The sequence below is a fragment of the Chamaesiphon sp. VAR_48_metabat_135_sub genome (assembly GCF_031418915.1).
Classification (GTDB): domain Bacteria; phylum Cyanobacteriota; class Cyanobacteriia; order Cyanobacteriales; family Chamaesiphonaceae; genus Chamaesiphon.
On the sequence record NZ_JANOJV010000256.1, the window covers coordinates 40,395 to 65,094 of the forward strand.

Annotated in this window: 24 protein-coding genes and 1 tRNA gene; 13 read left to right on the forward strand and 12 right to left on the reverse strand. The window is 43.7% G+C overall.

The genetic code is table 11. From position 1 onward, the window contains the following. Positions 1–221 precede the first annotated feature (221 nt). Positions 222–440 carry a DUF4327 family protein gene (locus RMO55_RS17985; RefSeq protein WP_310428820.1) on the forward strand — a complete coding sequence of 73 codons (219 nt, stop codon included), beginning with the start codon at positions 222–224 and terminating at the stop codon, positions 438–440. Between the two features lie 350 nt (positions 441–790). Here RMO55_RS17985 and RMO55_RS17990 read toward each other — a convergent pair whose 3' ends face one another. Both RMO55_RS17990 and RMO55_RS17995 read right to left on the reverse strand, forming a co-directional pair. Then, positions 791–1,330: an NADPH-dependent FMN reductase gene (locus RMO55_RS17990; RefSeq protein WP_310428822.1), complete on the reverse strand. Its 540-nt coding sequence runs from the start codon at positions 1,328–1,330 to the stop codon at positions 791–793. Continuing rightward, the gene (locus tag RMO55_RS17995) at positions 1,302–1,526 is read right to left on the reverse strand and encodes a hypothetical protein (protein WP_310428824.1); all 225 of its coding nucleotides are present in this window, start codon (positions 1,524–1,526) and stop codon (positions 1,302–1,304) included. The genes RMO55_RS17990 and RMO55_RS17995 overlap by 29 nt, the downstream gene beginning before the upstream one ends. A gap of 130 nt (positions 1,527–1,656) precedes the next feature. Here RMO55_RS17995 and RMO55_RS18000 point away from each other — a divergent pair, with 130 nt between their 5' ends. From RMO55_RS18000 to RMO55_RS18015, 4 genes are all read left to right on the forward strand, one after another. Then, positions 1,657–1,965, forward strand: coding sequence for a DUF6825 family protein (locus RMO55_RS18000; RefSeq protein WP_310428826.1), 309 nt, complete (start codon positions 1,657–1,659; stop codon positions 1,963–1,965). A 344-nt stretch (positions 1,966–2,309) separates the two neighbouring features. Continuing rightward, positions 2,310–4,016 (forward strand): ABC1 kinase family protein, encoded by a 1,707-nt coding sequence (locus RMO55_RS18005; protein WP_396134390.1) that lies wholly within the window; start codon positions 2,310–2,312, stop codon positions 4,014–4,016. Positions 4,017–4,175: 159 nt separating this feature from the next. Next, a complete protein-coding gene (locus tag RMO55_RS18010; RefSeq protein WP_310428829.1) occupies positions 4,176–4,895 on the forward strand; it encodes a protein phosphatase 2C domain-containing protein in 720 nt (239 codons plus the stop codon). Positions 4,896–4,999: 104 nt separating this feature from the next. Then, complete coding sequence (locus RMO55_RS18015; RefSeq protein WP_310428831.1) at positions 5,000–5,743, forward strand: tetratricopeptide repeat protein; 744 nt, start codon at positions 5,000–5,002, stop codon at positions 5,741–5,743. Between the two features lie 193 nt (positions 5,744–5,936). Here the strand turns inward: RMO55_RS18015 and upp are convergent, their stop codons facing one another. The 4 genes from upp to hisF all read right to left on the reverse strand — a co-directional run bounded on the left by upp (position 5,937) and on the right by hisF (position 9,073). Next, on the reverse strand, positions 5,937–6,590 hold the full coding sequence (gene upp / locus RMO55_RS18020; RefSeq protein WP_310428833.1) for a uracil phosphoribosyltransferase: 654 nt from the start codon (positions 6,588–6,590) through the stop codon (positions 5,937–5,939). Between the two features lie 147 nt (positions 6,591–6,737). Continuing rightward, on the reverse strand, positions 6,738–7,571 hold the full coding sequence (locus RMO55_RS18025) for a TlyA family RNA methyltransferase (protein WP_310428835.1): 834 nt from the start codon (positions 7,569–7,571) through the stop codon (positions 6,738–6,740). A gap of 81 nt (positions 7,572–7,652) precedes the next feature. Beyond that, complete coding sequence (locus tag RMO55_RS18030; protein WP_310428838.1) at positions 7,653–8,051, reverse strand: alr0857 family protein; 399 nt, start codon at positions 8,049–8,051, stop codon at positions 7,653–7,655. A gap of 254 nt (positions 8,052–8,305) precedes the next feature. Next, positions 8,306–9,073 carry an imidazole glycerol phosphate synthase subunit HisF gene (gene hisF, locus RMO55_RS18035; protein ID WP_310428840.1) on the reverse strand — a complete coding sequence of 256 codons (768 nt, stop codon included), beginning with the start codon at positions 9,071–9,073 and terminating at the stop codon, positions 8,306–8,308. 222 nt (positions 9,074–9,295) lie between these two features. Between hisF and RMO55_RS18040 the strand changes: the two genes are divergently transcribed. From RMO55_RS18040 to RMO55_RS18050, 3 genes are all read left to right on the forward strand, one after another. Then, positions 9,296–9,505: a DUF2839 domain-containing protein gene (locus RMO55_RS18040; RefSeq protein WP_310428842.1), complete on the forward strand. Its 210-nt coding sequence runs from the start codon at positions 9,296–9,298 to the stop codon at positions 9,503–9,505. A gap of 146 nt (positions 9,506–9,651) precedes the next feature. Further along, entirely contained in the window at positions 9,652–10,140 is a 489-nt protein-coding gene (locus tag RMO55_RS18045; RefSeq protein WP_310428844.1) for a 2TM domain-containing protein, read from the forward strand. 58 nt (positions 10,141–10,198) lie between these two features. Continuing rightward, positions 10,199–12,010 carry a glycosyltransferase gene (locus RMO55_RS18050; RefSeq protein ID WP_310428846.1) on the forward strand — a complete coding sequence of 604 codons (1,812 nt, stop codon included), beginning with the start codon at positions 10,199–10,201 and terminating at the stop codon, positions 12,008–12,010. Positions 12,011–12,226: 216 nt separating this feature from the next. Here the strand turns inward: RMO55_RS18050 and RMO55_RS18055 are convergent, their stop codons facing one another. From RMO55_RS18055 to rplJ, 6 genes are all read right to left on the reverse strand, one after another. Continuing rightward, positions 12,227–14,143 carry a glycosyltransferase gene (locus RMO55_RS18055; RefSeq protein ID WP_310428848.1) on the reverse strand — a complete coding sequence of 639 codons (1,917 nt, stop codon included), beginning with the start codon at positions 14,141–14,143 and terminating at the stop codon, positions 12,227–12,229. A 29-nt stretch (positions 14,144–14,172) separates the two neighbouring features. Further along, the gene (locus RMO55_RS18060; RefSeq protein ID WP_310428850.1) at positions 14,173–15,120 is read right to left on the reverse strand and encodes a methyltransferase domain-containing protein; all 948 of its coding nucleotides are present in this window, start codon (positions 15,118–15,120) and stop codon (positions 14,173–14,175) included. A 24-nt stretch (positions 15,121–15,144) separates the two neighbouring features. Further along, the gene (locus RMO55_RS18065) at positions 15,145–16,740 is read right to left on the reverse strand and encodes a glycosyltransferase family 1 protein (RefSeq protein ID WP_310428852.1); all 1,596 of its coding nucleotides are present in this window, start codon (positions 16,738–16,740) and stop codon (positions 15,145–15,147) included. 129 nt (positions 16,741–16,869) lie between these two features. Continuing rightward, entirely contained in the window at positions 16,870–18,795 is a 1,926-nt protein-coding gene (locus tag RMO55_RS18070; protein ID WP_310428854.1) for a hypothetical protein, read from the reverse strand. Positions 18,796–19,183: 388 nt separating this feature from the next. Next, a complete protein-coding gene (gene rplL / locus RMO55_RS18075) occupies positions 19,184–19,567 on the reverse strand; it encodes a 50S ribosomal protein L7/L12 (RefSeq protein WP_310428856.1) in 384 nt (127 codons plus the stop codon). Between the two features lie 60 nt (positions 19,568–19,627). Then, complete coding sequence (gene rplJ, locus RMO55_RS18080; RefSeq protein ID WP_310428858.1) at positions 19,628–20,149, reverse strand: 50S ribosomal protein L10; 522 nt, start codon at positions 20,147–20,149, stop codon at positions 19,628–19,630. A gap of 473 nt (positions 20,150–20,622) precedes the next feature. On the opposite strand from rplJ, the gene RMO55_RS18085 reads away from it, so the two are divergent. The 5 genes from RMO55_RS18085 (at position 20,623) to RMO55_RS18105 (ending at position 24,392) form a co-directional block, all read left to right on the forward strand. Then, a tRNA-Leu gene (locus RMO55_RS18085) sits at positions 20,623–20,706 on the forward strand. 83 nt (positions 20,707–20,789) lie between these two features. Then, positions 20,790–21,566, forward strand: coding sequence for an RNA methyltransferase (locus tag RMO55_RS18090; protein WP_310428860.1), 777 nt, complete (start codon positions 20,790–20,792; stop codon positions 21,564–21,566). Then, positions 21,566–22,564 carry a GntR family transcriptional regulator gene (locus RMO55_RS18095; RefSeq protein WP_310428862.1) on the forward strand — a complete coding sequence of 333 codons (999 nt, stop codon included), beginning with the start codon at positions 21,566–21,568 and terminating at the stop codon, positions 22,562–22,564. The genes RMO55_RS18090 and RMO55_RS18095 overlap by 1 nt, the downstream gene beginning before the upstream one ends. 103 nt (positions 22,565–22,667) lie before the next feature. Further along, complete coding sequence (locus tag RMO55_RS18100) at positions 22,668–22,922, forward strand: hypothetical protein (protein WP_310428864.1); 255 nt, start codon at positions 22,668–22,670, stop codon at positions 22,920–22,922. 522 nt (positions 22,923–23,444) lie between these two features. Continuing rightward, the gene (locus RMO55_RS18105) at positions 23,445–24,392 is read left to right on the forward strand and encodes a PEP-CTERM sorting domain-containing protein (RefSeq protein ID WP_310428866.1); all 948 of its coding nucleotides are present in this window, start codon (positions 23,445–23,447) and stop codon (positions 24,390–24,392) included. The last annotated feature ends 308 nt before the right edge of the window (positions 24,393–24,700 follow it).

The following is a 24,700-nucleotide window of genomic DNA, read 5'->3' on the forward strand; positions in this document are numbered from 1 at the left end:
ATCTTGGCATAGCCGATCATGAGAGAGCGGCTGGAGCGGCAGAAGGTGGAACTACATTTTTTGTAACGATAGTGACTGAAATAAAGTTTGACAATGTTCCCTGTTGTGCGGTACAAATATGAATGTGAACTTCCCTAGCGTATTGGATTACTCAGTTAGTAAAGAGTATTGAGCGGGAAGTTAGTTCGAAATTAAGCATTAAAACAATTAAATCTTTATCTATGACCCAGCAAGTGCTTCACCCGATGGTGAAAATGCAACGTCAAGTCGAGTCTTTGGTCGCGTCCAAGATTCTCAGTCCGAGCGATGGAATTTGGAAAATTGCCTTTTTATACGGTGACAAATGGAAACATTGGAAAAATGAACTACTAGAGTTCGGTTTTACACTTCAAGATCCAGTTAGTGAATTACTCGAAGTTGAAGGTTGGGACGAAGACTAGGATAAGTTGTAAGACGTAAATATGATCGATCGCAACTCGATAGAGATTGAGTTTGAATTCACCCACTATTTGGATGCCCCTGTGGCGTAGACTCTTTGCTTGTTAATGTGGTAGTTATTATTTGTCCAAGTAATTAGGCAATTCTATCCAGTCTATTCATCGCAATTCTCAGTCGGATTCTAGATTGCGCTACCTCGATTTTGACTTAAATCCAAAATTGACACTGTACTTTGCACTGGTATAGATGGCGTTTTCGCCAAAAATAACCGCCCAAGCTATTAGTTGGTGCGTTAAGGGTACAGCCTAACACACCCTACAATCTGACTCAGATTATCACCATGCAAAGCATATCAGATTTTGTCGATCGAACCAATCAAATTATCGAGTAAAGATCGAAGAGATCGTTCTGTCTGAGGATCTTTTATCTCACCTTCTGGGCTAAGTTTAGCAGAAACACCTGGAATACACAGTGTCGATCCAACAACTATTTCCGCCATCATCACCTTGAGTGTTTCTACGAGTGAAGCATTCGCTTTCGCGCCACCATCCATTGATGGGGATGCGCTAATTACCGCAGTGGGTTTATGCATAAACTCACCCGAAGACACGATCCAATCGAGGGCATTTTTGAGCGCGCCAGGTACGCCATGTGCATATTCGGGCGTGCAGAAAATTACTGCGTCGGATTCTTGTAATTGAGTCCGCCAATTTCGGACGGAAATCAGTACTAGCTCGTCATCAAATTCGGGATTAAAATGTGGAAGATTGCCAATTCCCGCATAGATTGAGAAATTTGTATTTTTAGGTACTAACCCCATCAACGCACGCAAGATTGTCGTATTGGAAGAACTCGAACGGAGACTACCAGAGATTGCCAGGATTTTTAGCATGGTTTGATGCTTGGGCGAGGAGTACTGGGTGACAGGGCAATACGGTTCGGCTAAATAAATCCTTCAGCGTAATATTTAGAACGACAAGACAGGCGGATTTTTCATCACTAGCGGCGACTGAAGTCGCGTGGCTCAACTGTTGTAGCCTGTACTTTGCACTTACCGGATTGGGTGACGGGAGACTAGGATTTGACAAAAAACCCAACACCTAATCTCTAAAGCCTAATCCCTAAAGCCTAAAACCTAAAGCCTAAAACCTAAACTCCCAACAGCCCCAGTCCTCGCGTTATAATTCTTTACAGAAGCACAATTAAACGTAGCTACCCATGACGAAACCCGTACTGAACAGTTTTTTTGTCGGTCGTGCACTAGCACAGAGCCTCAATGATAAGCTAGGTGAGACTTTGACCTATACCCTGAGCGAACTAGGGAAAATTAATGCCGAACAGGGTGAAAAACTTCGTCAGTTTACCCAAGAAGTAATCGATCGAGCCGCACGAGAAACTAGCAATGCTGGTGGGAACACTACTACAGTATCCGCAGATGGGCAAACTGTCGATGTCCAAGAAACAATCGACGATCTCCGAGCTGAAATTGCCAGACTCAGAGCCGAAATCCAAACATATCGCCAATAATTTTAAACAGGGGAAGGGGGAAAGGGTAAAGCGGATGCGTGCTCGTCGGGTTCCCCGACGGTTTGCGAAAAGCGATCCACCTGGGTAAACCCCCGCTTGGGTTCATTCCATAGTCGGGTTCCCCGACCGAACTTTTGCGGTAGGACAGGCAAGTGGATCACCTTTTTAGGACAAGCGCAACCAAGCAGGGTAAAGGCAATCAACAAAACTACCAACTAACAACTAATAAGATAAATTCCGTGACTGCTACCTCTGAAGCTTACACGCCGTCTAGTGGCGATTTATTGTCCTTACTACCCGAAGATCCCGTGTCAGAATTGTCCGTTATTTCCATACCCCAAATTGTGCCAGAGCCTTCAGCTAGTATCGATTATCGTGCCTATCGATGGAACCGGACTAATTACTCGAAGCGACGGCGGAAAATTGATATTTGGTCGTTTTTCCTGACTTTCTTGAATGGTTCTTGGATCGATGGCAAGAAGTGGAGTTATCTTGGGGGCTACACTGAGGCAAAACAGGCTGCTAGACGGCGGAAGCAAGCGATTTGGATTAGAGATACGTTTTTGGAATTGGGGCCGACTTTCATCAAGTTAGGGCAGCTATTTTCGACTCGTGCTGACTTGTTTCCAGTGGAATATGTTGAGGAACTCTCGAAGTTACAGGATCGGGTACCCGCATTTGGTTACGAGCAGGTGGAAGAAATTATCGCGCGGGATTTGGGGAAAAATATTCCCGAACTATTTGCAAGTTTCGAGCAGATTCCTCTAGCCGCAGCGAGTTTGGGACAGGTGCATCTGGCGAAGTTGCACACAGGGGAAGAAGTCGTTGTCAAGGTGCAACGCCCAGGATTGCACAGATTATTTACGATCGATCTGGAAATCCTTCGAGGTATCGCCAAATACTTTCAAAACCATCCCAAATGGGGACAGGGTGGGCGAGACTGGGTGGGGATTTATGACGAATGTTGTCGAATTCTGTGGGAAGAGACAGACTATATTAGCGAAGGGCAAAATGCGGATACCTTTCGGCGGAACTTTCGATCGCAAGATTGGGTCATGGTACCTCGCGTTTACTGGCGATATTCCTCTACTCGGACGCTGACATTACAGTATCTACCAGGGATTAAAATCAGCCACTACGAAGGATTGGAAGCTGCTGGACTCGATCGCCAAACGATCGCCCGTCAGAGTGCGACTGCTTATCTTCAGCAACTGCTCACCGATGGCTTTTTTCATGCCGATCCCCATCCAGGGAATGTAGCGATCGATCCAAAAACTGGAGCCTTAATCTTCTATGATTTTGGGATGATGGGGCGAATTGCGCCTGGAACCAAGGATAAGTTAATGGATACTCTATTAGCTATCGCGGGACGGAATGCCGATCGTGTGGTCAGAGGTTTAGTCGAATTAGGGGCAATATCGACAGAAGCAGATACCGATCCGATTCGGCGATCGATCCAATACCTGCTAGACAATTTTCTCGATAAACCCTTTGAAGCTCAATCGATCTCTCAGATTACCGACGATCTCTATGATATCGCCTATGGACAACCCTTCCGGTTTCCCGCCACCTTTACCTTCGTCATGCGCGCATTTTCGACGATCGAAGGAGTTGGGAAAGGACTCGATCCCGATTTTAACTTCATGACCGCAGCCCAGCCCTTTGCCTTTGAAATGATGAATATGAACGGTAATAGTACCCCCGATGCCAATACATTCCTCGCCGAAATCGGCAGACAAGCCGCCCAAGTAGGGACTTCAGCCCTCGGATTACCCCGCCGACTGGAAGAAACGATCGACAAATTAGAACGCGGTGATATTCGCGTGCGGGTACGTTCGAGCGAAACCGATCGATACTTACGCAGACTCAGTGCGATGCAGCAAAACACTAATTATGCGATTTTAGTTGCTACATTTACATTGTCTGCTACGATGCTATTTGTCAATCAATATGCGATCGCGGCTGGGGTAGTTGGCACAATTGCCTTGATCGCTTTAGTAATTTGGTTTCGGCAAATGCGCAAACTCGATCGCCAAGATCGGATGTCATAGATTACAGACGATTAGTCCCAATTTGGGTACTATGGTATTGATAGTAGCAAAGACGCAGTGAGCTTTTCGGATGATAAGATTTGCAAACAAATTAATAGCAATCTCCATCTTCTGTCTATTTTAAAATTTTGGATTGTTAATCGGTACAGGTATTAGATTATGAAATCGCTGTTCACAGGTCTCACAGATAAAGGTATGGTCCGCAGTGCCAACCAAGATGCATATCATATCGATCCTGATGGACGATTTTTTATAGTTGCTGATGGGATGGGCGGCCATGCTGGTGGCGAAGAAGCTAGCCGGATCGCGATTGAGACAGCGCATACATATCTAAACAAACATTGGGACAGCGAACCCGATACCAAAAACCTGCTCGCACAAGCTCTAATTGCATCCAATGATGCAATTGTCGCCGACCAGGAACAGAACTCGGTGCGGGGCGATATGGGCACCACTATGGTGATGATTTTATTCCGCGACGATATAGTCTGGTCGGCTCATGTCGGTGACTCCCGTCTCTATCGGCTCCGTGGTGACAAATTAGACCTAATTACTGAAGATGATACCTGGGTGGCTAGGGCAATGAAATTGGGTCAACTCAATGCGGATGAAGCTCGAGTACATCCGCTACGTCACGTACTTTCACACTGTCTCGGTCGTCGCGATCTGCGCCAGATTAATATTCAAACTCAAGAAGTCTGCTCTGGCGATCGCATCTTACTCTGTAGTGATGGTCTGACAGAGGAAGTTCCCCACGACGAAATCGCGATCCATCTCCAAGCCGAAACTAACGAACTCGCCGCTCAAGCCTTGGTCGATGCAGCCAAGCAACATGGTGGTAGCGATAATATTACAGTGATTATCGCCACAATTCAATAGAATTTCTACCGCAGATTGGCCAACTTGCTAGGTGTTATGTGAATGAGAGCTTGTGGGTACAATGAGAAAAAAGTCTATTTGCAACGATAGATTAATGGAGATTAATGGCAGAAGATTACGTTACGTCTTCAAAATTAAAGTACGATCGGCAAGATTATGACGGAGCATTAACCGATCTAAATCAGGCGATAAAACTTAAGCCTAATTCGATCGATCTCTATGTCAATCGCGGTTTGCTGAAGGAGCAAAAACTCAATGACTACAATGGTGCATTGGATGACTACAATCGGGCGGCGCAACTCAAACCTGATGCTGCGGTTGTTTATAACAATCGCGGTTTGCTAAAAGAGAACAAACTCTGCGATTATAGTGGGGCATTAGATGACTACAGCAGAGCAATCCAGCTCAACCCTCAGACTGCGGTTGTTTACAACAATCGCGGTTTGCTAAAAGAGAGTAAACTCTGCGATTATAGTGGGGCATTAGATGACTACAGCAGAGCAATCCAACTTAACCCTCATACTGCTGCGGCATATAGCGATCGCGGTTTATTAAAGTATGATAAATTTCAGGATGTTCGGGGAGCATTAGCTGATTACGATTACGCCATTCAACTCGATCCCCTGTATGCAGAGGCTCACGTTCTTAGAGCTACACTCAAATACGATCGACTCAACGATTCTCCAGAGGAGAGGCTACGTCAAAGAGACAGTGCAATTAGCGACATGAAGCAAGCCGTCAGACTGTATCAGCAACAATGCAATCCAAAAATGTATAAATTGACGCTCACTCTACTGAATCAATGGCAAGAAAATAGAGATAATCCTAATTTTTCGATTCGGCGGTAAAGAAGAAGATGGTGCTAGTTGAAGGCTATTTCTAAGTCAACCAGCAATTTACTCCCTTCCCACCTAAGAAATAGAAAATTCTCGAAGGGGAGAGGCTCCGCCAACGACATCACAGATTGAGATCGTCTATGGTGCCATCCACCACCCACTCACTACTCCAGATGTCTAAATTTAACACTGGAAAGTGAGTGGTTTAAGTTCCAAAGGCTCGATCGCCAACATCGCCTAAACCAGGGACAATGAAACCAGATTCATTGACGTGTTCGTCAATCATCGCGGCATAAATACTCAAAGTGGGATAAGCCTCGCTTAATTTTTGCAATGCTGGTGGTGCGGCGATAATCGCAATAATTCGCACATAAGCCGGATCGATTCCTCTTTGAGTTAGCTCACTCATCGCGTGCATAATTGTTCCCCCAGTCGCCAACATCGGTTCGGCGATAATAATCCGCGTATCTGGCTCGAACTTGTCGGGTAGTTTATTTAGATAACAACTGGGGAGTAATGTCTGTTCGTTCCGCACCAATCCCAGATGATAAATTGCTGACTCTAGGGGTAAAACAGATTGAATTCCCTCGACTAATGTCAATCCTGCCCGTAAAATCGGGACGATCGCCAATTTAGTTTGAGGATGGACAAAGGTAGCCGTGGTTTCAGCTACAGGTGTCGGAATCTGAATGTCGATCGTCGGTAGCCACTCTCTGATTGCTTCATAAGCCAACCATTTCCCTAATTCTGCCAAAGTTTGGCGCATGATTTTCGGCGAAGTCTCTTGATTCCGCGCCATCCCCAACCAGTGTTTAATTAATGGATGTGGGGGGACGTAGACACGTAGTTGGATTGCCATAGGGGTGTGGGGAAGGGGGAAGGGGGAAGGGGGAAGGGGGAAAGGGTAAAGGGAGTTTATAGGTAAAAATATGCTTGCGTCCAAATTCACCATCCACCACTTGTACTGAGCGTAGCCGAAGTATCCACCATCCACCATTCACCATCCTCACAGTGATTGCTGTGCGGCTTCGGTCAATGACTTAATTTCGGCTAAATCTGGTGCTGCAATTAGTTCATCACCATTTGTATTTAACCATAATAGATACTCAATATTTCCGGCTGGCCCGACTAGTGGCGACCATGTTAAGCCGCGATAGTGCCAACCCAAATCTTGGGCTGCTGTTAATACTCCTGAAATTGCCCCTGCTTGGGCTGATAAATCTCTAACCACTCCATTCTTGCCGATCGCTTGTCTACCCACCTCAAATTGCGGTTTAACTAGCAATAAGAGTTCTTTTGGGGGTGCCAACAATAGTTTTAATGCTGGCAAAATTTTAATCGCGGAAATAAAGGAAACATCAACTACCGCCAAGTCTGGTAGGATGGCGGGATAAATACCTTCAACTGGCTCTCCGTAGAGTTCATCTGGAGTCAAATGACGAATATTTGTCCGTTCGCGCAGGATTAGTCGATCGTCAGTCCGCAGTTTCCAGTCTACTTGTCCGTAGCCAACATCGATCCCATAGACTTGTTTCGCGCCTGCTTGCAATAGACAATCCGTAAAACCGCCTGTAGAAATCCCACTATCCAAGCAGATTCGATCGAGTGTGACGATCTCAAATACTTCCAAAGCCTTCGCTAATTTTTCACCGCCACGGGACACAAATCGCGCTCTAGCTTTAACTTCAATAGCGGCTGTTAGTAAGATTGCTGTGCCGCATTTATCCACTACCTCGCCATTTACTCGCACTTCTCCCGCCTGAATCCAGCGTTGCGCCAACTGTCGCGATTCACACAAATTGCGTTCTACTAGTAATAAGTCCAGGCGTTGTTTTTTCAAGTCAAAAAGAGATTGGTAAGAAACAGTCGCTAAATCTCAATCTTAAAAATAACACGCCCTAAAACCTAAAACCTAACCCCTCTAGCCGACAACGCCATCACTAGTCATTGACAGACTATTTGCACTACACCATAGTTGCCATAGATAGGATTCTACGCGATCGGGTAATTGGGTGACGAATATGCCCTCCACACTATCCAGATGAGTAGAGAGCCAATAGCCAGTCAGTCCAATTTCGACTCGATCTAGATCGCAACGATTGACAGTGACAGTGTTCACCCCCTGATGATCTAGGTAAAGACTGAGTTCTGTAGCTTCACAGACTACATCTGGCAAGAGGAAAGTCGCCTTTTCCTCACTCACAAAAATTGCTTCACCAGTGCTAATCGCAAACATGAGTCGTTGTTCTACCCAATCTTCTAGGTCAGAACCTAGTAGTTCCAAATATAAGGCTGTCTCTGTATAGATAAATTTCAACATGGGTCTTCATGAATTGATGAAGTCGGAGTACTGGCTCATCGATGTAGCTTATAATTAAATTGTGAGGAAATTGTGAGGTTCCCTTTGCTCGTCGATGTTGCAAGTTACTTCTGGATAGATGCACATGGAAGCTATTTTCACAGTTCCCTATACCCCTACACCCGATCTTCCCTTGATTCCCTAAATCTATTCCCTGAATTTCGCAGGAAGTTTATTGAACCTAAACCGAATTGCCATCCAATACAGGAGAGCCTTTAAATCCTGACAGGTACCTGTTGCTGATGGAGATACTCCTTAATCTCAGCGACGGTTAATTCGCCATAGTGTAACAAAGAAGCCAATAATGCCGCTTCAGCGCGTCCTTCAGTGACAGCTTGATAGATATGTTCGCAATTACCAGCACCACCCGAAGCAATTACTGGAACTTGGACAGCAGTGGCGATCGAGCGGGTCAGATCGAGGTCGTATCCAGCCTTGGTACCGTCTGCATCCATGCTAGTAACCAGAAGCTCGCCCGCACCCCTTTTCGTGACTTCTCGCGCCCATTTCACCGCATCTAGTCCGGTATTTTCCCGCCCACCCTTGACATAGACATCCCAACCAGGATTACTGGGGTCATTGCGGCGTTTGGCATCGATCGCGACTACAATACACTGATTGCCGAAGAGGTCGCTAGCATCGTTAATTAAGTTGGGATTTCTCACTGCTGCTGAGTTAAGACTGACTTTATCTGCGCCTGCACGTAATAAGTCTTTGATATTTGACGGTGATTGAATTCCACCCCCGACAGTGAGGGGAATAAATACTCGATCGGCAGTACGATAGACAACATCGATCATCGTATCGCGGTCTTCATGGCTGGCGGTAATATCTAGAAATACTAGTTCGTCGGCACCAGCATCGTTATAAATTTGGGCGAGTTCGACTGGATCTCCAGCATCCCGCAACCCAACAAAATTTACTCCTTTTACTACTCGCCCAGCTTTGACATCTAGGCAAGGTAATATTCTTTTGGCTAACATATTGAAATATTTTTACTGTAATTAACTACCCCAGGAAGATTACCTGTTAGCGGTCTAGGTATCTCATTTTAGATCGCGATCGTCATGTTTTGGCGAGTACGAAGCAGCGCAAGTTACGAGACTATTCTCGAAACCCGAAACCCGAAACTTGATTTGTGGTAGGATCTACACATTATAGATACCAGTCTAAATTTCTTAATATAAGCTGAGTCAATCGATTTTATGGGTGATGCCAAACGACGGAAAGAGAGTGAGCTAAAACCAGCGAGTCAAAGAATTGTTTCTTGGCTGCCACTAACAACAACTCAGTCTGAAGACTTTGTTAGAGTTAGCACGAAGGGGGCTTGGATTGGCATTGGATTATTAGGTTTGGGCTGGTTTACATTTCGCTGGATTGGGCCTAGTTTGGGTTGGTGGCAGCTAGTAGGTTAGGTTGAGACTAAGTACGGTAATCTGGGTAGCGATCGATCTCTACCGTAACTGGCGATAAATGTCATAATTAAGCATGGATATTTATCCATCCACCCACTTGTAATTAGTTCGATTCTCCGGAGGAGAGGCTTCGCCAACGATCGGATATGAACTCTTCAGAACCATCCCTAACTCGCGCCTACAGCCAGGAAGATGTCCAACAGATTCTGAACATTGCGCTGGCGCAGCATCCTAGTACAGGTACGGAACTATCCTACGCACAGTTATTAGAAATTGCTGATGAATTGCGGATCTCACCAGATACGCTCGAACTTGCTAAAAATAAGTGGCTCAGTCAACAGGGCGCGAGTGAAAAATTTCAGGAATTTGAAGCTTACCGTCGATCGAAATTCCAAGATAAATTAGGAAAATATGCGATTACCAATGCTTGTTTGGTCGCCTTAAATTTCCTAACTGGATTTGGATTACCCTGGTCTTTATACGTGCTAATTTTCTGGGGGATGGGCTTTGGCCTAGATGCCTGGAAATTCTTTTATCAGCGTCAAGGGCAAGCTTACGATCGTGCTTTCCAAAACTGGCAACGCAAACAGAAAATTCAGAAGTCAATTACTGGATTAATTGATAAATTAGTTTGAATTAGTTGAAAGTTGAAAGCGATGCGCTGAGTCTACTTGCACTTATAAGAACTGTCATATGTTAATCGGCGGTAGACAATGGCTGTTATTGTTGCTCTGGACGATCCTTGGTGCTAGTTTGCGGTTGACAAATTTGGATGGTAAACCGCCGTGGACGGATGAATTTAGAACGCTGGTTTTGAGCTTGGGTAATAGTTTTCAATCAGTTCCACTCGATCGAATCATCGATCTCCAAGATTTACTCGCGCCACTAATGCCCAATTCTAGTGCGACAGTTAGCGATATTATCCATCGAGTATCGATCGAAGATCGTCAGCCACCAATTTATTTTGTCCTGGCAAACTTGTGGATGAACCTATTTCCCGCCGAGGGGGGATTAGTTAATCTGTGGGGTGCGAGAGCTTTACCTGCTGTCTTAGGAATTTTGACAATTCCCTGCGGATATATTTGTAGTTATTTTACCTTTCGATCGCGTCCAGAAGATCGGCGATCTGCACGGACAATTGCCAACTTTACTGCTGCAATGTTGGCTTTATCACCCTATGGTATCTTTATTGCCCAAGAAGCCCGCCATTATAGTTTAGCCATCTTGTGGGTCACAATATCAATTAATTGCCTGGCGATCGCCTGTAAATACCTCACCGCAGGGCAAAAGTTACCAATCTCGATCGTGCTGATCTGGATCGTTGTGAATATTTTGGGAATAGGAACACATTATTTTTTTAGTATTGCCCTAATTGCTGAATTAATGGTACTAGGCGTATTCTTATTATGGCAGTTTCACCAAATTTTAGCTAAGTCTGAATCAACAACTGCTAGTAATAGTTTATTACATGCCAATTGGCAACGATTAACGAGCGCGATTCTGGGTACTGCTGCGGGTGGAGCTGTCTGGTTGTGGCTATTAATTAGTACTTACGATCGGCGGATTCCAGGCTGGATCGATAACGAACCGCATAAACTGATTGAAGTATTTAATCCCTTTTTTCAAATAATTGGCGCATCAATTTCGATGATGTCCTTGCTATTAGTTGAAGTGACAGAATTCCCGTCAATATACATCCTGTCAGAGAATCCAATTGATATTAATATCCCGATCGTAATTTTGTCAGCGGTTTTGATGCTGATGTTTTTTGCATGGGCGACTCCGATGGTGAAGCGGGGAGTGCGAATCCAGTGGAGACAGCCGCAAACAAAAATTGGGACGATCGCGATCGCTAGTTTTACAATTAGTTCGATCGGGTTATATTTAGCAATACCCTGGCTGACTGGCATCGATATTACGCGTGGTGCGAGATATCACTTTGCCTATTTTCCAGGGATAATGATGTTAGTTGGATTGGGATTGGCGAGTTGTTGGGATAGTAAACCGTCGATCGCTAAATGGGTATCGGGGAAACAAGCTGTGACGATCGTCTTGTTGATGGGATTGGTAAGTAGTGCAATTGTGGCTAACAATTATGGCTACCATAAGTACTATCGCTCCGAACAAATTGTGCCAATGATTCAAGCATCGGCACCGATTCCCGTCTTAATTGCGACTACTCACAATAGTTTAGTTCAAGTTGGCGAAATGATGGGATTAGCGTGGGAAATGCACCGGACCTCACAACTAAATTCAACCGCATCAACTCAGTTTTTATTGACTAGTCAATTCCAGAAATTGTGCGATCGAAATTGTCCAGCTAGTAATATTCTCCGCGAAACTGTCGCTCGAATTTCGCACCCGATCGATCTCTGGCTGATTAATTTTTATGCACCTGTAAGCTTACCACCTACTTGCGATCGATCCAAAAAGTTTACACGGGGAGTCTATGGCTATCAATACCAACTCTATCATTGTCAACCAATTAAAGATGTTACTTCCTAAAGGTATTACAACATACCGATCGATCCAAATCTAAGTAGTTACTTGTTGCTTAATCAGGTATTTTTCAGGTCTAAAATTTGGGAATTATATACCGAAGGGACTCCCAACAATAAAATCGTTCCAGCCGGATAAATCGATTATGCCGTCTCGGGATCGGTCAATCTATTTGGAATGAATTATTATTTGCAAGTCCCTTATCAATTATCAATTATCAATTTACTCACCTGGCTTGACCAATCCTAGAGCTGTTTTTAACTTAAACCATTGTTTTCGTAATTTCCAAAACTTAGTACTTTCCATTGACTCAATAATATTGAAGGCATTATTAAGCTGTACTTGTAGCTCTTCAATGCTCAAGGAATTAAGCATTTCTTTGGTAATTGAAGGGTCGATCGCTAGATCGTGGCGATCGGCACTATTGACAAATTGAACGCGATCGAAATCTTTGCCCCAAAACATATTTCTAATGCGATTAGCACTATCTTTCCATATTTTATTATCCATAAAAGTTGAGTTGTCTTTCTTTGAAGATCGCCAGTAAAATTCACATGTAACTTCATAGCTAAAAGAAAACTTTGTTTTTCTGCACAAGTTCATCAGCAAAAAAAAGTCTTCTACTACTTCTAGCTTTGGATCTTCTAACATATTTTTGTCTAGCAAATTTCGCCTGGTGATAAAGCTATTAGAGACAATGAAGTTATCTAGATTTACTAATTTATTGATATTAAAAGGCTCGAAATGTGCTAGTTCTGAATTTTCCAACTTGGAATCTGGTTCGTCCGATTCCCAATTGCAGATAGCCCCAGAATAAGCAACACCTATTTCTGGAGAACGATCGAGGATATTAACTAGCGTGTAAATGTGGTTAGGATGGATCGCATCGTCATCATCTAATATCCCAAAATAATCAGCACTAATTGCATTCAAACCTGCTGTCATCTGAGTGCTTCTAAACCCAGATGGTTCGGAGTTGACTAGCTTAAAGTCTAGTCGGTCTTGATATTTTTCAATTATACAATTTAGGTGTGGAAGTTGCTTATAAATTACTAAGACGACTCTAATGTTTTTATATGTTTGATTAGCAAGACTATCGAAGCAGCGTCGAATAAGCTTTTCACTTCTATCGCCTATTCTGACAATTATTTCTACCAGTTTTTCCTGGTTTTCAGCCAGATTTACTGCCTTAATAAAACCTTTTTCTACAATTAATTCCTGATGATAAGGTAATATATTTAGCAGTAAATGTTCGAGACTATATTTTTCTGTAAATATTTGATGTGCCCGTCGAGACATTTCCAGAGCTTGCTGCTGGTTGTTTTTCACCCACTGCACATGTTTCGATATCTGAAGTACTTGTGATTTCGGGCTTGAATTTGATTCTATATAAAGCACCGAATCACCAAAAGCTCGTTCGATAAATGGATGTTCTTCGCAAATTGCTACTGCTCCAGCCGCAACTATCTCAAATATTCGCATTGATGGTACTGCGGCATCAATATGCTGTTGTTTATGCAAGCATAAACCTATCCCTGCTTTGTTTAAAGTTGTTACTAGACTTTCACCATCAAATGGTAATGAGCCTTGATGTGATAAACGCAAATATTTCCAAGCTTCTGACGGTCCATAGACCTGCATATAGCTTTCTCGATCTAGACGCTCAAATAGTTCTTGATAACGATTGCCATCCCAATTAGTGCCAATATAAACTAGCTGAGGATTTTCAAGTTGAGGCTGCTGATATGGTGTCTGATGACAACTAGGATAAAAATCTGGATAAATAAAACATTTTTTATCTCTTCCAAATAATATATCCTTAAGCCAAATCTCTATTTGTGGAGATGAAGATAGATAGCCATCATAGCTGAGGATATTTTTTCGCGATCGATCTGGATTCCACTGTTCAAAAAAGCTGGTGGGATTCCACATACACCCATAAGTGGGGAAACCAGTCAATTTCGGTGTCATAAAATGGAGAGCTAGCACAAAATCAGGGTTGAAGCTTTTAATCGCATCAGCAGATCCAACTTCAATTACCTCCCAACCCAATCTCGCTCCAGCAATACAGATTCTTCTGGCCAGTTCTGTCTCGGCGCAATAGGTTTCAAAAAATTCATTGTGAATTGCAACTTTCATAGGCTTCACTGTTTGATTTGTTGTAGAAATTAGGGAATACATGTCTCAAGCGGTCTATGAATAACTAATCCAAGCGAAGTGGTCACAGCACCTGACATCAGCAATTTAAGATGGATATCAGAACTGTAAGGAGGTATATCAATAAAACCATCTTCCACTCGATCGCCAGTATAAAAATTAACGGGATCGACATCAAAATTCTCGATCGATAACTCTTTAACTAATTCTTCAATATCGCACTTCCGATAAATAGAAGTTTCGTTAGATTCGATCGTTAAATCATTAGATGATAAATTATACTCTGTAGTGTGTACGGCAATCCCGCCTGGATTGAGATATTGTGATGAGTTTAAGATAAAGTCCATACCGTGTTTGAGCGAACCCAAATGCTCGAGCGCACATGAAGACCAGATAAAATCAAACTTTGGTAAATTAATCGGAATATGATTCATATCTATCGTCATAAATGAAGCATTTTCCTCAAAAACTTTCCACTCACACACCTCTTTTTTATGTAAATCTTTTAGTTGACTGGAATGTTGATTTGTAGCTACCCACCCTTTTTGAGAGGCATCATGATTATCGAGATCTGACAGCAGAATATTACAGCCATATTTTGCCATCACACTGGCGATTGGCTCTTTACCACATCCAAAGCCTAATCCTGTAACTCCTTTGTCGAGCTTTTGATGGTAATCCAATACACTTAAAATATAGATGAATTCCCATTGTTTGCGATGCAATCTTGCTGTCTCTTTGATTTCATCAACCCATCGCTGATATTCGACACTATCGAATTGTGAAGCTGTACATAGCTGGCTAACTGGATGCGTTAAATTGGGTATCGCTCGATTTTCTTGACTATATCCAATCGTCATGGCTACGTTGGAAGGCATCTGGAATAAGAGCTGATATCGATCGATACCTAAAATTTTATTTAGAGATTTACGAATTATTTGCTTTAAATTTTGCTTCATCAGAAATCTCCTTAGTTCGATCGCTTATTTATTGCTAGCAAATTCGGCGATTGCTTCACGATAAACTGTCAATGTTTCCCGAGCACAACGCTCCCAGCTAAATAATTTATTTTGGGCTAGCCCTAATTTACTCAGATTAGCTCTCAAAGACTCATCATTAGCAATTGTTGTAATCGCGCGACAGATTTCTTCAATCGATAGAGGATCGATTTTAATCGCTGCATCTCCAGCAATTTCCTGGATACAGGGAATATCTGAAGTAATTACTGGACATCCACAAGCCATCGCCTCAAGTACAGGTAGCCCAAATCCCTCGATTAAGGAAGGCAACATCAGTGCTTGAGCGTGAGAAAATAATGCGGGTAGCCGATCTGTTGGTAAATAGCCTGGGTGAATTAAAGTCCCTGCTGCGATCATTTCTGTCATTAAATCTTTCACATCATCAAAGCCCCAGGCGTGGCTGCCAATCATCACTAGTTTACAGCCTCGTGGATCGGACATCGCAAACTGCTCGAAAGCTAATAGTAACCGCTTAATATTCTTTTTCGGCTCAATGTTACCGACAAAGACAAAGTAAGGAATGCTAACTTCGTCAACAATCAAACCAATTTTACTCAAAATTGGTCTAGCGATTTCGGCACTTACGGGTTGAAATTCTTTGCGGGCGGCTTCATACACTACCGTAATCTTGGCGGCTGGTACCTGACAATAGCGAACTAAGTCATCTTTGGTTGCTTGGGAAACAGCGATCAGTCTGGTAGAATTACCCAGATTAGCTTTAAGTAATTTTGCAAAAACTAAAACTAACTGACTACTGACTAACTCTGGTCTAATTAATGGCACGATATCGTGAACTGTAGTCACCTGAGGCAGATTTGCGACGGTTAAAGGGCTAATATGAGTGCAGTGAAATACATCATAAGCTTCAGCTAAATGACGAGAACTAATCCGATTAGAAATTTTTAGCACACCCCGTAGCATCAAAAAGCTTCGAGAAAAATTAACCAAATAGGGCTGATGGTGATGCAGAAAATCGTAGCTAATAAAACTATCGTTGAGAATTTCAGTCAGACTGGACTTGAGTACTGTTGGAAAAGAGAATGCTTGGGGGCGCAAAAAAAAAGATACTGGCAAAAATATCGTCCGTAAAATCTTTCTCAGCAGGCGTTGAGCCAAGGGTATCCAATTATTCGATCGATTGCTACGGCTGATATTGGGGTAGCGAGTTTGAAATAATTGCGATAGCAATTTGGCATAGCTTTGGATGTTTTTTAGTTCGTGAGAGCTACTTAATCCCCCCAGCGGTAGATTGATTTGTTCGTTTAAGAGTAACAGTAATCCAGCACTATTATTATCTCGTTCGGTATTAATTCCCCTGAGCAGGTTGAGGGCATATACATAAATACCAGTACCATTCTTGAGTGTGAGTGGATAAGCTTCAAATAAAATCCTTGGATTGGATATACTTAACTCGTTGTTACAGTCGCTCTGTGCAGGTAGCGGCTCCGCGAGCGGAACGATAATCGATCGATCTGGCTCCGATATTTGACCTTTATCTTTCAAATTTTCGTCTTCTTGTAAATCTCGTGCCAAATTCATATTCTCCCAAGCCATTTCCATAATTGAATTTGCTTTTCTATTTTACACCCCAAATACTAGATAACAATCCTGAATCAGATCTCAACACTAGATCGAGGATGAGTAAAGGACTGAAATTAGATGGTGCGAAGAAAATCATAAATTCGCTGCCTACGGTCGATAATTTTGAATTTGCTTGCCATCTGCACCGTAAACTTCTAGTGGTAATTTTGCATTTTCACTGATAGTTTGGAGAGCATTACCGAGAGTGTTGACATGGTTGACAATTCCAACTCTCGCAACACTATCGCCTTGAGTAGAGGCTACCATTGCTGTTTGCTTGAGTGTCTGAGTATAAAGTGGCATCAACCTTACTAGTATGGACTTCCCAGTAACCATGTAAGTACAGATCTGGGGCGTACCAGCACAAGTTCGTTGGAGATCTTTATTTGCTAAGACGATCTTTTGAGTAGTTTTAAGTTGTGCCTCTACCTGTTGAAAACTTTTGGTGTATTCAAGAACTAGCGGTTTCGCCTGAGCATAAATAGAACTATTCTGGGGAATACTTTGAATCGCCACAACTGACTGATTCCACTGAGAGACAGATTGCGCTAACTGATTATTCTTCTGAGCAAGTTTGGCTGCTTGAGCTAGTTTGAGCGCAGTCTGATAGTTTTGGATCGCTTTGTCTTCTTCTAAAACTTTGTCTTGGACGATCGAAATCTGGGGTTGATAAGATGAGAGTAATGCTTGAGCTTGGGTGTAAACTGTCGTGGTTGCCGGAATACTAATCAGTTGACTATTCACCCGATCCCACTCGGTTTTGACTCCTCGCCATTGAGCTAAAGATCGAGCTGCTGCTTGGGATTTAGTCGCAGCCTTGATGCCGTCTACCGCCGATTTGAGTTTTTGTTCGGCAGTGGTTTCGACTTGAATTCGGCGATCTATATCGGCTAATCTGCCTTGATAGTTAGTGAGTTTTTGGCGGGCGAGGGGGTAGATCTGACTAGTAGTAGGAACTTTGCCCAGATTCTCGATCGAGTTTGTCCACAACTGTTTGCTTTCCTGCCATTTCACCAGGGGAATCGGTGGGGTTTTGACGATAGTTGCGGCTTTAAATGCCTGATTCATCGCCGTCACGGTGGTGTCCAAATCGGCAGATTGAGCTGTTGTCACGGCTAATGACTTTTGCGCCGCACCATGACTGCCAGACCATAACGGAATAGAGTTTAGATACTTGACACTTTGATGGATCTGTTTTTGGGCGGTTAAAACTTCTTGTCCAGTAACACTGGGATTGTTGAGAGTGGCGAGGGACGATCGAGTGAGCTGAGTGGCGGTATTTAGCTCCGTACAGACCGATAACACACAGGGGCGCGTTCCCATATATCCTACCCCCGAACCGATCGCCAGCAGCCCCAGACCCCCGAGAATGGGCACGATCATCTTCCTTCTGCGTCTGGAAGCGGGTGGATATGCAGACTGGTAAGGGCTATCTTTTGTGGCTCCAAAAGAATGCTCGATCTTCTCGACAAAAACATCGGTATCTATTTTTTTGACGAGCCGATTTCCTCGACGAAGCTCGCCCTCGGAGGGGATGCTCGCGAGTTCGCTACCACTCGATACTATTTCAGGAACTGTTGATGGGTTATTGTTTGAGTTATCCATGTGGTTAGCTGGGACATGAAGGGGGTGCCCAGGTATAATATCGTTGAGATCCCGCTCTAATGCTATTCGGTCTTCGCTCATGCCAGTCATTTCGGGAGCTGCTTCTCCTGGTACGGTTTTCTTGACTAAGGGGTAAACGGTAAAGCTTTGTTGGCTATAAGGACGCTGATTCCCCTCTGCACGCAGGTACAATTTTACCGCCAAGGGTGTTTTGGGTTCTTCTGCTTGTAAGGCGTGTTCCAACACGCTAAAGGTATCGGGAATATCGATCACCACATCAGCGGGGTGTTGGGCGAGTACCCAGAGGGTATCATCTTTGTATAGACACTGTACCCTGAATGGAATAATCCGCCCGAGGTGAGCGTGAAGAGAGTTTTGAAGAAAACACTCTAAGATTTTGAGGTCATCCAGTCGCGTGGCTGAGTGCATAGGTTAACCGAAAGTTATCGGCGAAATTTGCTAGTTATTTAGGCTGCTAACGACACCTAAGTCGTCGCTACATCTGCAAGGTTCAATTGGTGGTTTCTCACTAGATCGATGATGACTAGCTAGTACCCGATCGGACAATATTGACTATTCAGGATTTTACTAGCTGTGAGATACTATTCTTAGTTGAGAATTGTTACATTAAAACATTTTCAGATTCTAGCAGATTTCGTGAGGCTCGTTAGGATGTCGGCAAAAGCGATCGCCTATTTTCGGCTAAAAAAAGGAGCCAACTTAGGTTGGCTCGAGAGTCAAGTATGAAGCAATGCCATTTCGACTGTGACACGTAACGGCAAAGTATTAAATTTGCCGCAGGGTTTCGTCGCGATCACTATTTGAGAGCGACTTTACCGCCAGCTTCTTCGATTTGTTTTTTAGCGTCGTCAGCGGCTGCTTTAGGTACGCCAGTGAGGACATCTTTAGGTGTGGACTCAACCAAGTCTTTAGCTTCTTTCAAGCCTAAGCCAGTGATAGCGCGGACAACTTTGAGGACGGCAATTTTCTTGCTTTCGTCAGCTAATCCTTCGAGCACAACGTTGAACTCAGTTTGGACTTCAGCAGCTTCAGCAGCAGCAGCAGGTGCAGCAGCAGCTACGCCGACGGGTGCAGCAGCACTTACGCCAAAAGCTTCTTCGATTTGTTTGACTAATTCAGCCGCTTCTAAGAGGCTGAGAGTTTTTAACTGTTCTAAAATTGTATCGGTTGCAGCAGACATGTGTAAATTCCTAAAATATGGTTGAAAATTGTAACTCGGTTGTTGGCGATGATTACCGCTCTAAACTTTTTCAGCATGAGCTTTAATCCCACGCGCGATCGAAGCAGGTACTTCTTTAACGCCGATCGCGATTTTCGCGGTGACGGAGTTGAGAGCACCAGCAATTTGCGCCATGAGTTGTTCTTTCGATGGTAGCTCGCCGATGGCTTTGACATCAGCTCCAGAGAGGGCTTTCCCTTCCATTACCCCACCGTGAAGTTCGGTTTTCTTGGTGGCTTTTTGGAATTCATGGTAAGCCTTGATCGAGCCACCAATGTCATCTTTGAGCAATAAGAATGCCGAAGAACCTTTGAGTAATGGTTCTAATGCTTCCCATTCGGGGTTTCCTTCGATCGCTTTACCCATGAGGGTATTTTTAGTGACCGTACAGAGTCCACCTTTAGGGCGAATTCGTCTGCGTAAATCGGTGATCTCTGCCACGGTTAAACCCTGGTAGTTAATCACCGCGACCATTGTTGCTTCACTCAAGTCTTGCTTGAGCGTAGCGACGATCGCTTGTTTGTTTTCTAGGGTTCTCCCCATGTTGCTTCTTAACCTCTCGATCGATCGAGTTTTGGGTGTGAACGGACAGAACAGGCATAAAACTAACCCCGACACTAGGTGCCAAGGTTTTCGTTCAGTCGATCGCGTCTTTTTCTACTAATACTAGTAGATATCGCTCGTACTGTTTGCGTTAACCTCGGCAGGGAATTAAGCTACGCGCTCCTGCTGTCTGTGGCTGGCTATTGAATTCTGGTTAACGCAATTAGTCGCGACTGAACCTCAAATACTTATAGTAGTTTAATTATACGGTAAGACCGCAAATAAGCCTTAGCAACTATATCATGAGTCGATCGATTTTGGCAAGTACCATTTGGTAGTAGGGGCAATTCATGAATTGCCCCTACTACCAAATGACTGGATAGGCTTTTTTAATTCCCGATCGCTAAAAATTCCTTGACAAATGCTCGATCGATCTTGGATAATAAGTGACTGGTTGAGAAATCGATCGATTTGCGTGACTGGCGGAATTGGTAGACGCGCTAGATTCAGGTTCTAGTGTTCGCAAGGACTTCCGAGTTCGAGTCTCGGGTCGCGCATATATTTAGTAAATTAAGATCGGTAAACGGCGACAACTAATCGTTGCTGTTTGCCGATTTGTTGTATCTCGATCGTTTTTGCTATGTTAACCAGTATTCAAAATCCCCTCGTCCAAAAATTTAGAAGGCTCCAGAATGCCAAGGAGCGGCGGGAAACACAGTTATTTTTGCTAGAGGGAACACATCTGATTCAGGAAGCCTGCGCTGTCAATTATCCATTGATGACTGTGTGTTATACCTCTAAATGGGAAGAACATCATCCTGAATTGCGATCGATCGTGCTAGAAAATTGCGACAGAGTAGAATTAGTCAGCGATGAAGTAATTAAATCGATCGCCACAACGGTAAATCCTGATGGGATCGTGGCAATTGCACCGCGATTGGCTCAGAAAAAACCGCCCATTCCCGCAAAATTAACTATCGTTTTATCTACTATTCAAGATCCTGGTAATTTGGGTACCATCATTCGTACCGCTGCTGCTGCGGGTGCTGATGGTTTATGGGTAAGTCAAGATAGCGTCGATTTAGACAATCCTAAAGTCCTCCGCGCCTCTGCTGGGCAATGGTTTCGGCTCGCAATGGGTGTAAGTGACAATCTCCACGAATTAGTCACTAGTTACCAGCAACAGGGCGTACAGATAGTTTCGACTACTTCCCATACTCAAACTAGCTACTGGGATGTAAATCTAACTAAACCAACACTGATTTTACTCGGAAATGAAGGAGCGGGTTTAAGTGACGATCTAGCAGCATTAGCCGATCTTCAAGTTAAAATTCCGATGGAAACAGGAGTAGAATCATTAAATGTAGCGACGGCGGCTGCGCTGATGTTGTATGAAGTCCGCAGACAAAGAAGTTAATGCAATTCCACATTCAAACTGATAGCGAAATTCCCGTATCCAAACAACTGTACGACCAAATGTTGTTTGCGATCGCGTCTAGACAATTTTCCCCTGGGCATAGATTACCGAGTACCCGTCAATTAGCTATGCAAACAGGATTGCATCGGAACACGATCGGTAAAGTATACAGTCAATTAGAAGCAACTGGATTAGTAGAATCTGTTCCAGGTTCTGGTATATATGTCAAGTCATTGGGAAATGAGAGCAACCATCTTGTCACCAATTCCCAGATAGATCCTACTCTCTCTGCTGTCGATTTAGTCTCCCAAAGTCTCAACACTCTACTCGCCCAAGGTTATTCACTCACTCAATCACGGGAATTATTCCTCACCGAAATCGATTGGCGATGGCGGTGTAGTGCTAGAGTATTTGTAACTGTGCCCCGAATTGAAATCGGTGCGGGAGAATTAATGCTCCAAGAATTGCAACAGTCGCTCGGAATTCCGGTTCAACTCGTCACTTTAGACAAATTGGAAGTCCAACTAGCTCAATCTTTGGCGGCGACAGTCGTTACCAGCCGCTATTTTATTGCGAGTGTAGAATCAAAATTAGCCAACAGTGAAATAGTAGCACCTCGATCGATCCGCGTCATTCCCGTCGATTTACAAGACTATGAAAAAGAACTAGCTCTTGTCAAAACTCTCCCCAAAAATAGTTATGTCGGTATCGTCAGCCTCAGTGCTGGCATTCTGGCTGTCGCCGAAATGATGGTACATAGTATGCGGGGTGATGATTTATTAGTCATGGCTTGTCAAACCAAAGATACCTATAAACTCAACGCCACAGTTCGCCGCGCTCATACCATTATCAGCGACAAAGCCAGTCTCTCGATCGTCCATCAAGCGATCGAAGCTGCGGAAGATGACTTAATCCGCATTCCCCAAGTCGTCGAGAGTGAGAGCTATATCGGATTGAAATCAATCAATCTTCTTAAACGCGAACTAGGATTAGTGTAGATAACGGCATTGTCAACGAGTGATGAATACTGCTCTATAAGTTATAATTCAAGTAGTCTCGATTCTCTAACGAGAGGCTACGCCAACGTCCTCAAACAGCCCGATGACTTACCTTACCATCGCTTTACCAGAAGCAGCTAAAGCCTATATAGATCGACAGATATCCAGTGGTCACTATGTTACTGCGGATGAGTTTCTCATAGATTTAATCGAACGAGAGCAAGAGCGTCAAGCCAAACAGAAAGTTAATGTGATGCTGCGATCTACACTCCAAAAAGATCGGACAATTGAAGCTACCGATGAGTGGTGGGAACAGCAACATCAAGCCCTGAACGATCGACTTCCGTCTCAAGTATGAATCGACGTATTTTAGTACATAAAAAATCTATCCCTAAAAAGTCTTATTTTTCGTAAAAGTAGGGTGTGTTATCCCGTAAGGGTAACGCACCGTCCAGGTTAGAGGATTGGTGCGTTTTGCTGGCGCAGAAACACACCCTACGCAAGCGAAAAATAGCAAGTGCGGAATGTGGGATATATCGATCGAGCAACAATAATCTTAATTTCTATTACTCCACCTAGATTTGAGCCTGAGATCGCCGCTGATGCTAAATTTCTGCATTTATCTCGATCGCGCCGCAGTTAACAAAAGTTAACTAAATAAAGATCGTGCTTCAAAATATTTCTCAAGACCGCCAATCCATCTATATCTATCTTTCAGCGCGTGATGATGTCTATATTTAGATAAACAGGGTATCAAATAGATACTAAGTAGGAGAGCACTTATTTAACTAAGTGTAGCTTTTTTTTGCAATATTGTATTATCCGCTTGTTTCGATCTAAACCCGCCGATTATCCCTTTTGATTCGACAAGTGTGAATTTATGAATATCGTCCGAAAATCTCGCGCCGTTCAGCTTTCGATCGGTCTTATTGCTGCTTCTGCTGTGTTAATTCCGATCGGTGCATCTGCCGAAGATCTCTATGTAGCAGGTTACAATGGTGGCGTAATTCAGAAAATCTCATCAACTGGGATCAGCACTACATTTGCTACCGGATTTAACAACCCTATTGGAATTGCCTTCGATTCAAGTGGAAATCTCACCGTTGCAAATTACGGTACAGGCGCAATTAAGAAGATCTCACCAACTGGTATCGTCACTACGTTCGCCTCTATTCAGGGACCTTTTGGTCCTGCTGGGCTTGCGTTCGATTCAAGTGGAAATCTCGCAGTAGGAGGTCTTATCTCAGACTCAATTGAAAAGATATTTTCAACGGGAGCGATCTCTCCTGTTCCTTTCTTCTCTAACGGACTTAATCTCGATCCTGTTGGGCTTGCGTTCGATTCGAGTGGAAACCTCTTTGAAGCAGATTACCTCTCAGGCAAAATTAACAAGATCTCATCAACTGGAATTGTTACATCCTTTGATACGGGACTCTCTCGTCCTTTTGGGCTTGCCTTTGATGCTAATGACAACCTCTTTGTATCAGATTACGGCACAGGTGGACTTAACAGTGGCACAATTAACAAGATCTCATCAAGCGGAGTTGTCACACCCTTTGTGACAGGGCTTAATAGTCCCACTGCGCTAGCATTCGATTCGAGTGACACCCTGTTTGCATCAGAGTACGGCTCAAGCAGAATTATCAAGATCTCATCAACTGGGGTTGTCACTCCATTCGCTACTAATGTCTCTTCATGGGGTCTGGCGTTTGCGCCTTCTGCCACATCTACAGCAGTCCCCGAACCATTTACGATCGTTGGGACATTAATCGGTGGTACAGCAGCATTGCGGATGAGAAAGAAACTAAAATCTAGTGGCAAAGTGTAAGCGAATTGAAGATAGATGTTTGGTGTTGTGGCATTCAGGGATGATTTCTTTGAGCGATAAGCCCTAAAATTTAGGGTAGGGGTAATTCATGAATTACCCCTACCCTAAATTTTGAGGGAATTTCGTACCGTAATTCAGCAACGCCAGATTTTTTAGGGGTGGGCAAAAGTTATCGTTTGCCCACCATTCCCACTCATCGCTGGGTACTCAAATTGTCGGGATAAATTCGATCTCCATTTTTCCTTGGATTAGGATGAATCGATCGCTAACACGATCGGACGCGATCGGCAAAACCCCCAGCAGAGGCA

Coding starts and splice junctions, on each gene's coding strand:
- RMO55_RS18055 (WP_310428848.1), bottom strand. CDS start 14,143: ATGAAAGTTGCAATTCACAATGAATTTTTTGAAACCTATTGCGCCGAG.
- RMO55_RS18045 (WP_310428844.1), top strand. CDS start 9,652: ATGAACTCTTCAGAACCATCCCTAACTCGCGCCTACAGCCAGGAAGAT.
- RMO55_RS18015 (WP_310428831.1), top strand. CDS start 5,000: ATGGCAGAAGATTACGTTACGTCTTCAAAATTAAAGTACGATCGGCAA.
- RMO55_RS18105 (WP_310428866.1), top strand. CDS start 23,445: ATGAATATCGTCCGAAAATCTCGCGCCGTTCAGCTTTCGATCGGTCTT.
- RMO55_RS18040 (WP_310428842.1), top strand. CDS start 9,296: ATGGGTGATGCCAAACGACGGAAAGAGAGTGAGCTAAAACCAGCGAGT.
- RMO55_RS18070 (WP_310428854.1), bottom strand. CDS start 18,795: ATGCACTCAGCCACGCGACTGGATGACCTCAAAATCTTAGAGTGTTTT.
- RMO55_RS18090 (WP_310428860.1), top strand. CDS start 20,790: ATGTTAACCAGTATTCAAAATCCCCTCGTCCAAAAATTTAGAAGGCTC.
- RMO55_RS18010 (WP_310428829.1), top strand. CDS start 4,176: ATGAAATCGCTGTTCACAGGTCTCACAGATAAAGGTATGGTCCGCAGT.
- RMO55_RS18000 (WP_310428826.1), top strand. CDS start 1,657: ATGACGAAACCCGTACTGAACAGTTTTTTTGTCGGTCGTGCACTAGCA.
- upp (WP_310428833.1), bottom strand. CDS start 6,590: ATGGCAATCCAACTACGTGTCTACGTCCCCCCACATCCATTAATTAAA.
- RMO55_RS18095 (WP_310428862.1), top strand. CDS start 21,566: ATGCAATTCCACATTCAAACTGATAGCGAAATTCCCGTATCCAAACAA.
- RMO55_RS17985 (WP_310428820.1), top strand. CDS start 222: ATGACCCAGCAAGTGCTTCACCCGATGGTGAAAATGCAACGTCAAGTC.
- RMO55_RS18030 (WP_310428838.1), bottom strand. CDS start 8,051: ATGTTGAAATTTATCTATACAGAGACAGCCTTATATTTGGAACTACTA.
- RMO55_RS18060 (WP_310428850.1), bottom strand. CDS start 15,120: ATGAAGCAAAATTTAAAGCAAATAATTCGTAAATCTCTAAATAAAATT.
- rplJ (WP_310428858.1), bottom strand. CDS start 20,149: ATGGGGAGAACCCTAGAAAACAAACAAGCGATCGTCGCTACGCTCAAG.
- RMO55_RS18050 (WP_310428846.1), top strand. CDS start 10,199: ATGTTAATCGGCGGTAGACAATGGCTGTTATTGTTGCTCTGGACGATC.
- RMO55_RS18100 (WP_310428864.1), top strand. CDS start 22,668: ATGACTTACCTTACCATCGCTTTACCAGAAGCAGCTAAAGCCTATATA.
- hisF (WP_310428840.1), bottom strand. CDS start 9,073: ATGTTAGCCAAAAGAATATTACCTTGCCTAGATGTCAAAGCTGGGCGA.
- rplL (WP_310428856.1), bottom strand. CDS start 19,567: ATGTCTGCTGCAACCGATACAATTTTAGAACAGTTAAAAACTCTCAGC.
- RMO55_RS17990 (WP_310428822.1), bottom strand. CDS start 1,330: ATGCTAAAAATCCTGGCAATCTCTGGTAGTCTCCGTTCGAGTTCTTCC.
- RMO55_RS18065 (WP_310428852.1), bottom strand. CDS start 16,740: ATGGAAATGGCTTGGGAGAATATGAATTTGGCACGAGATTTACAAGAA.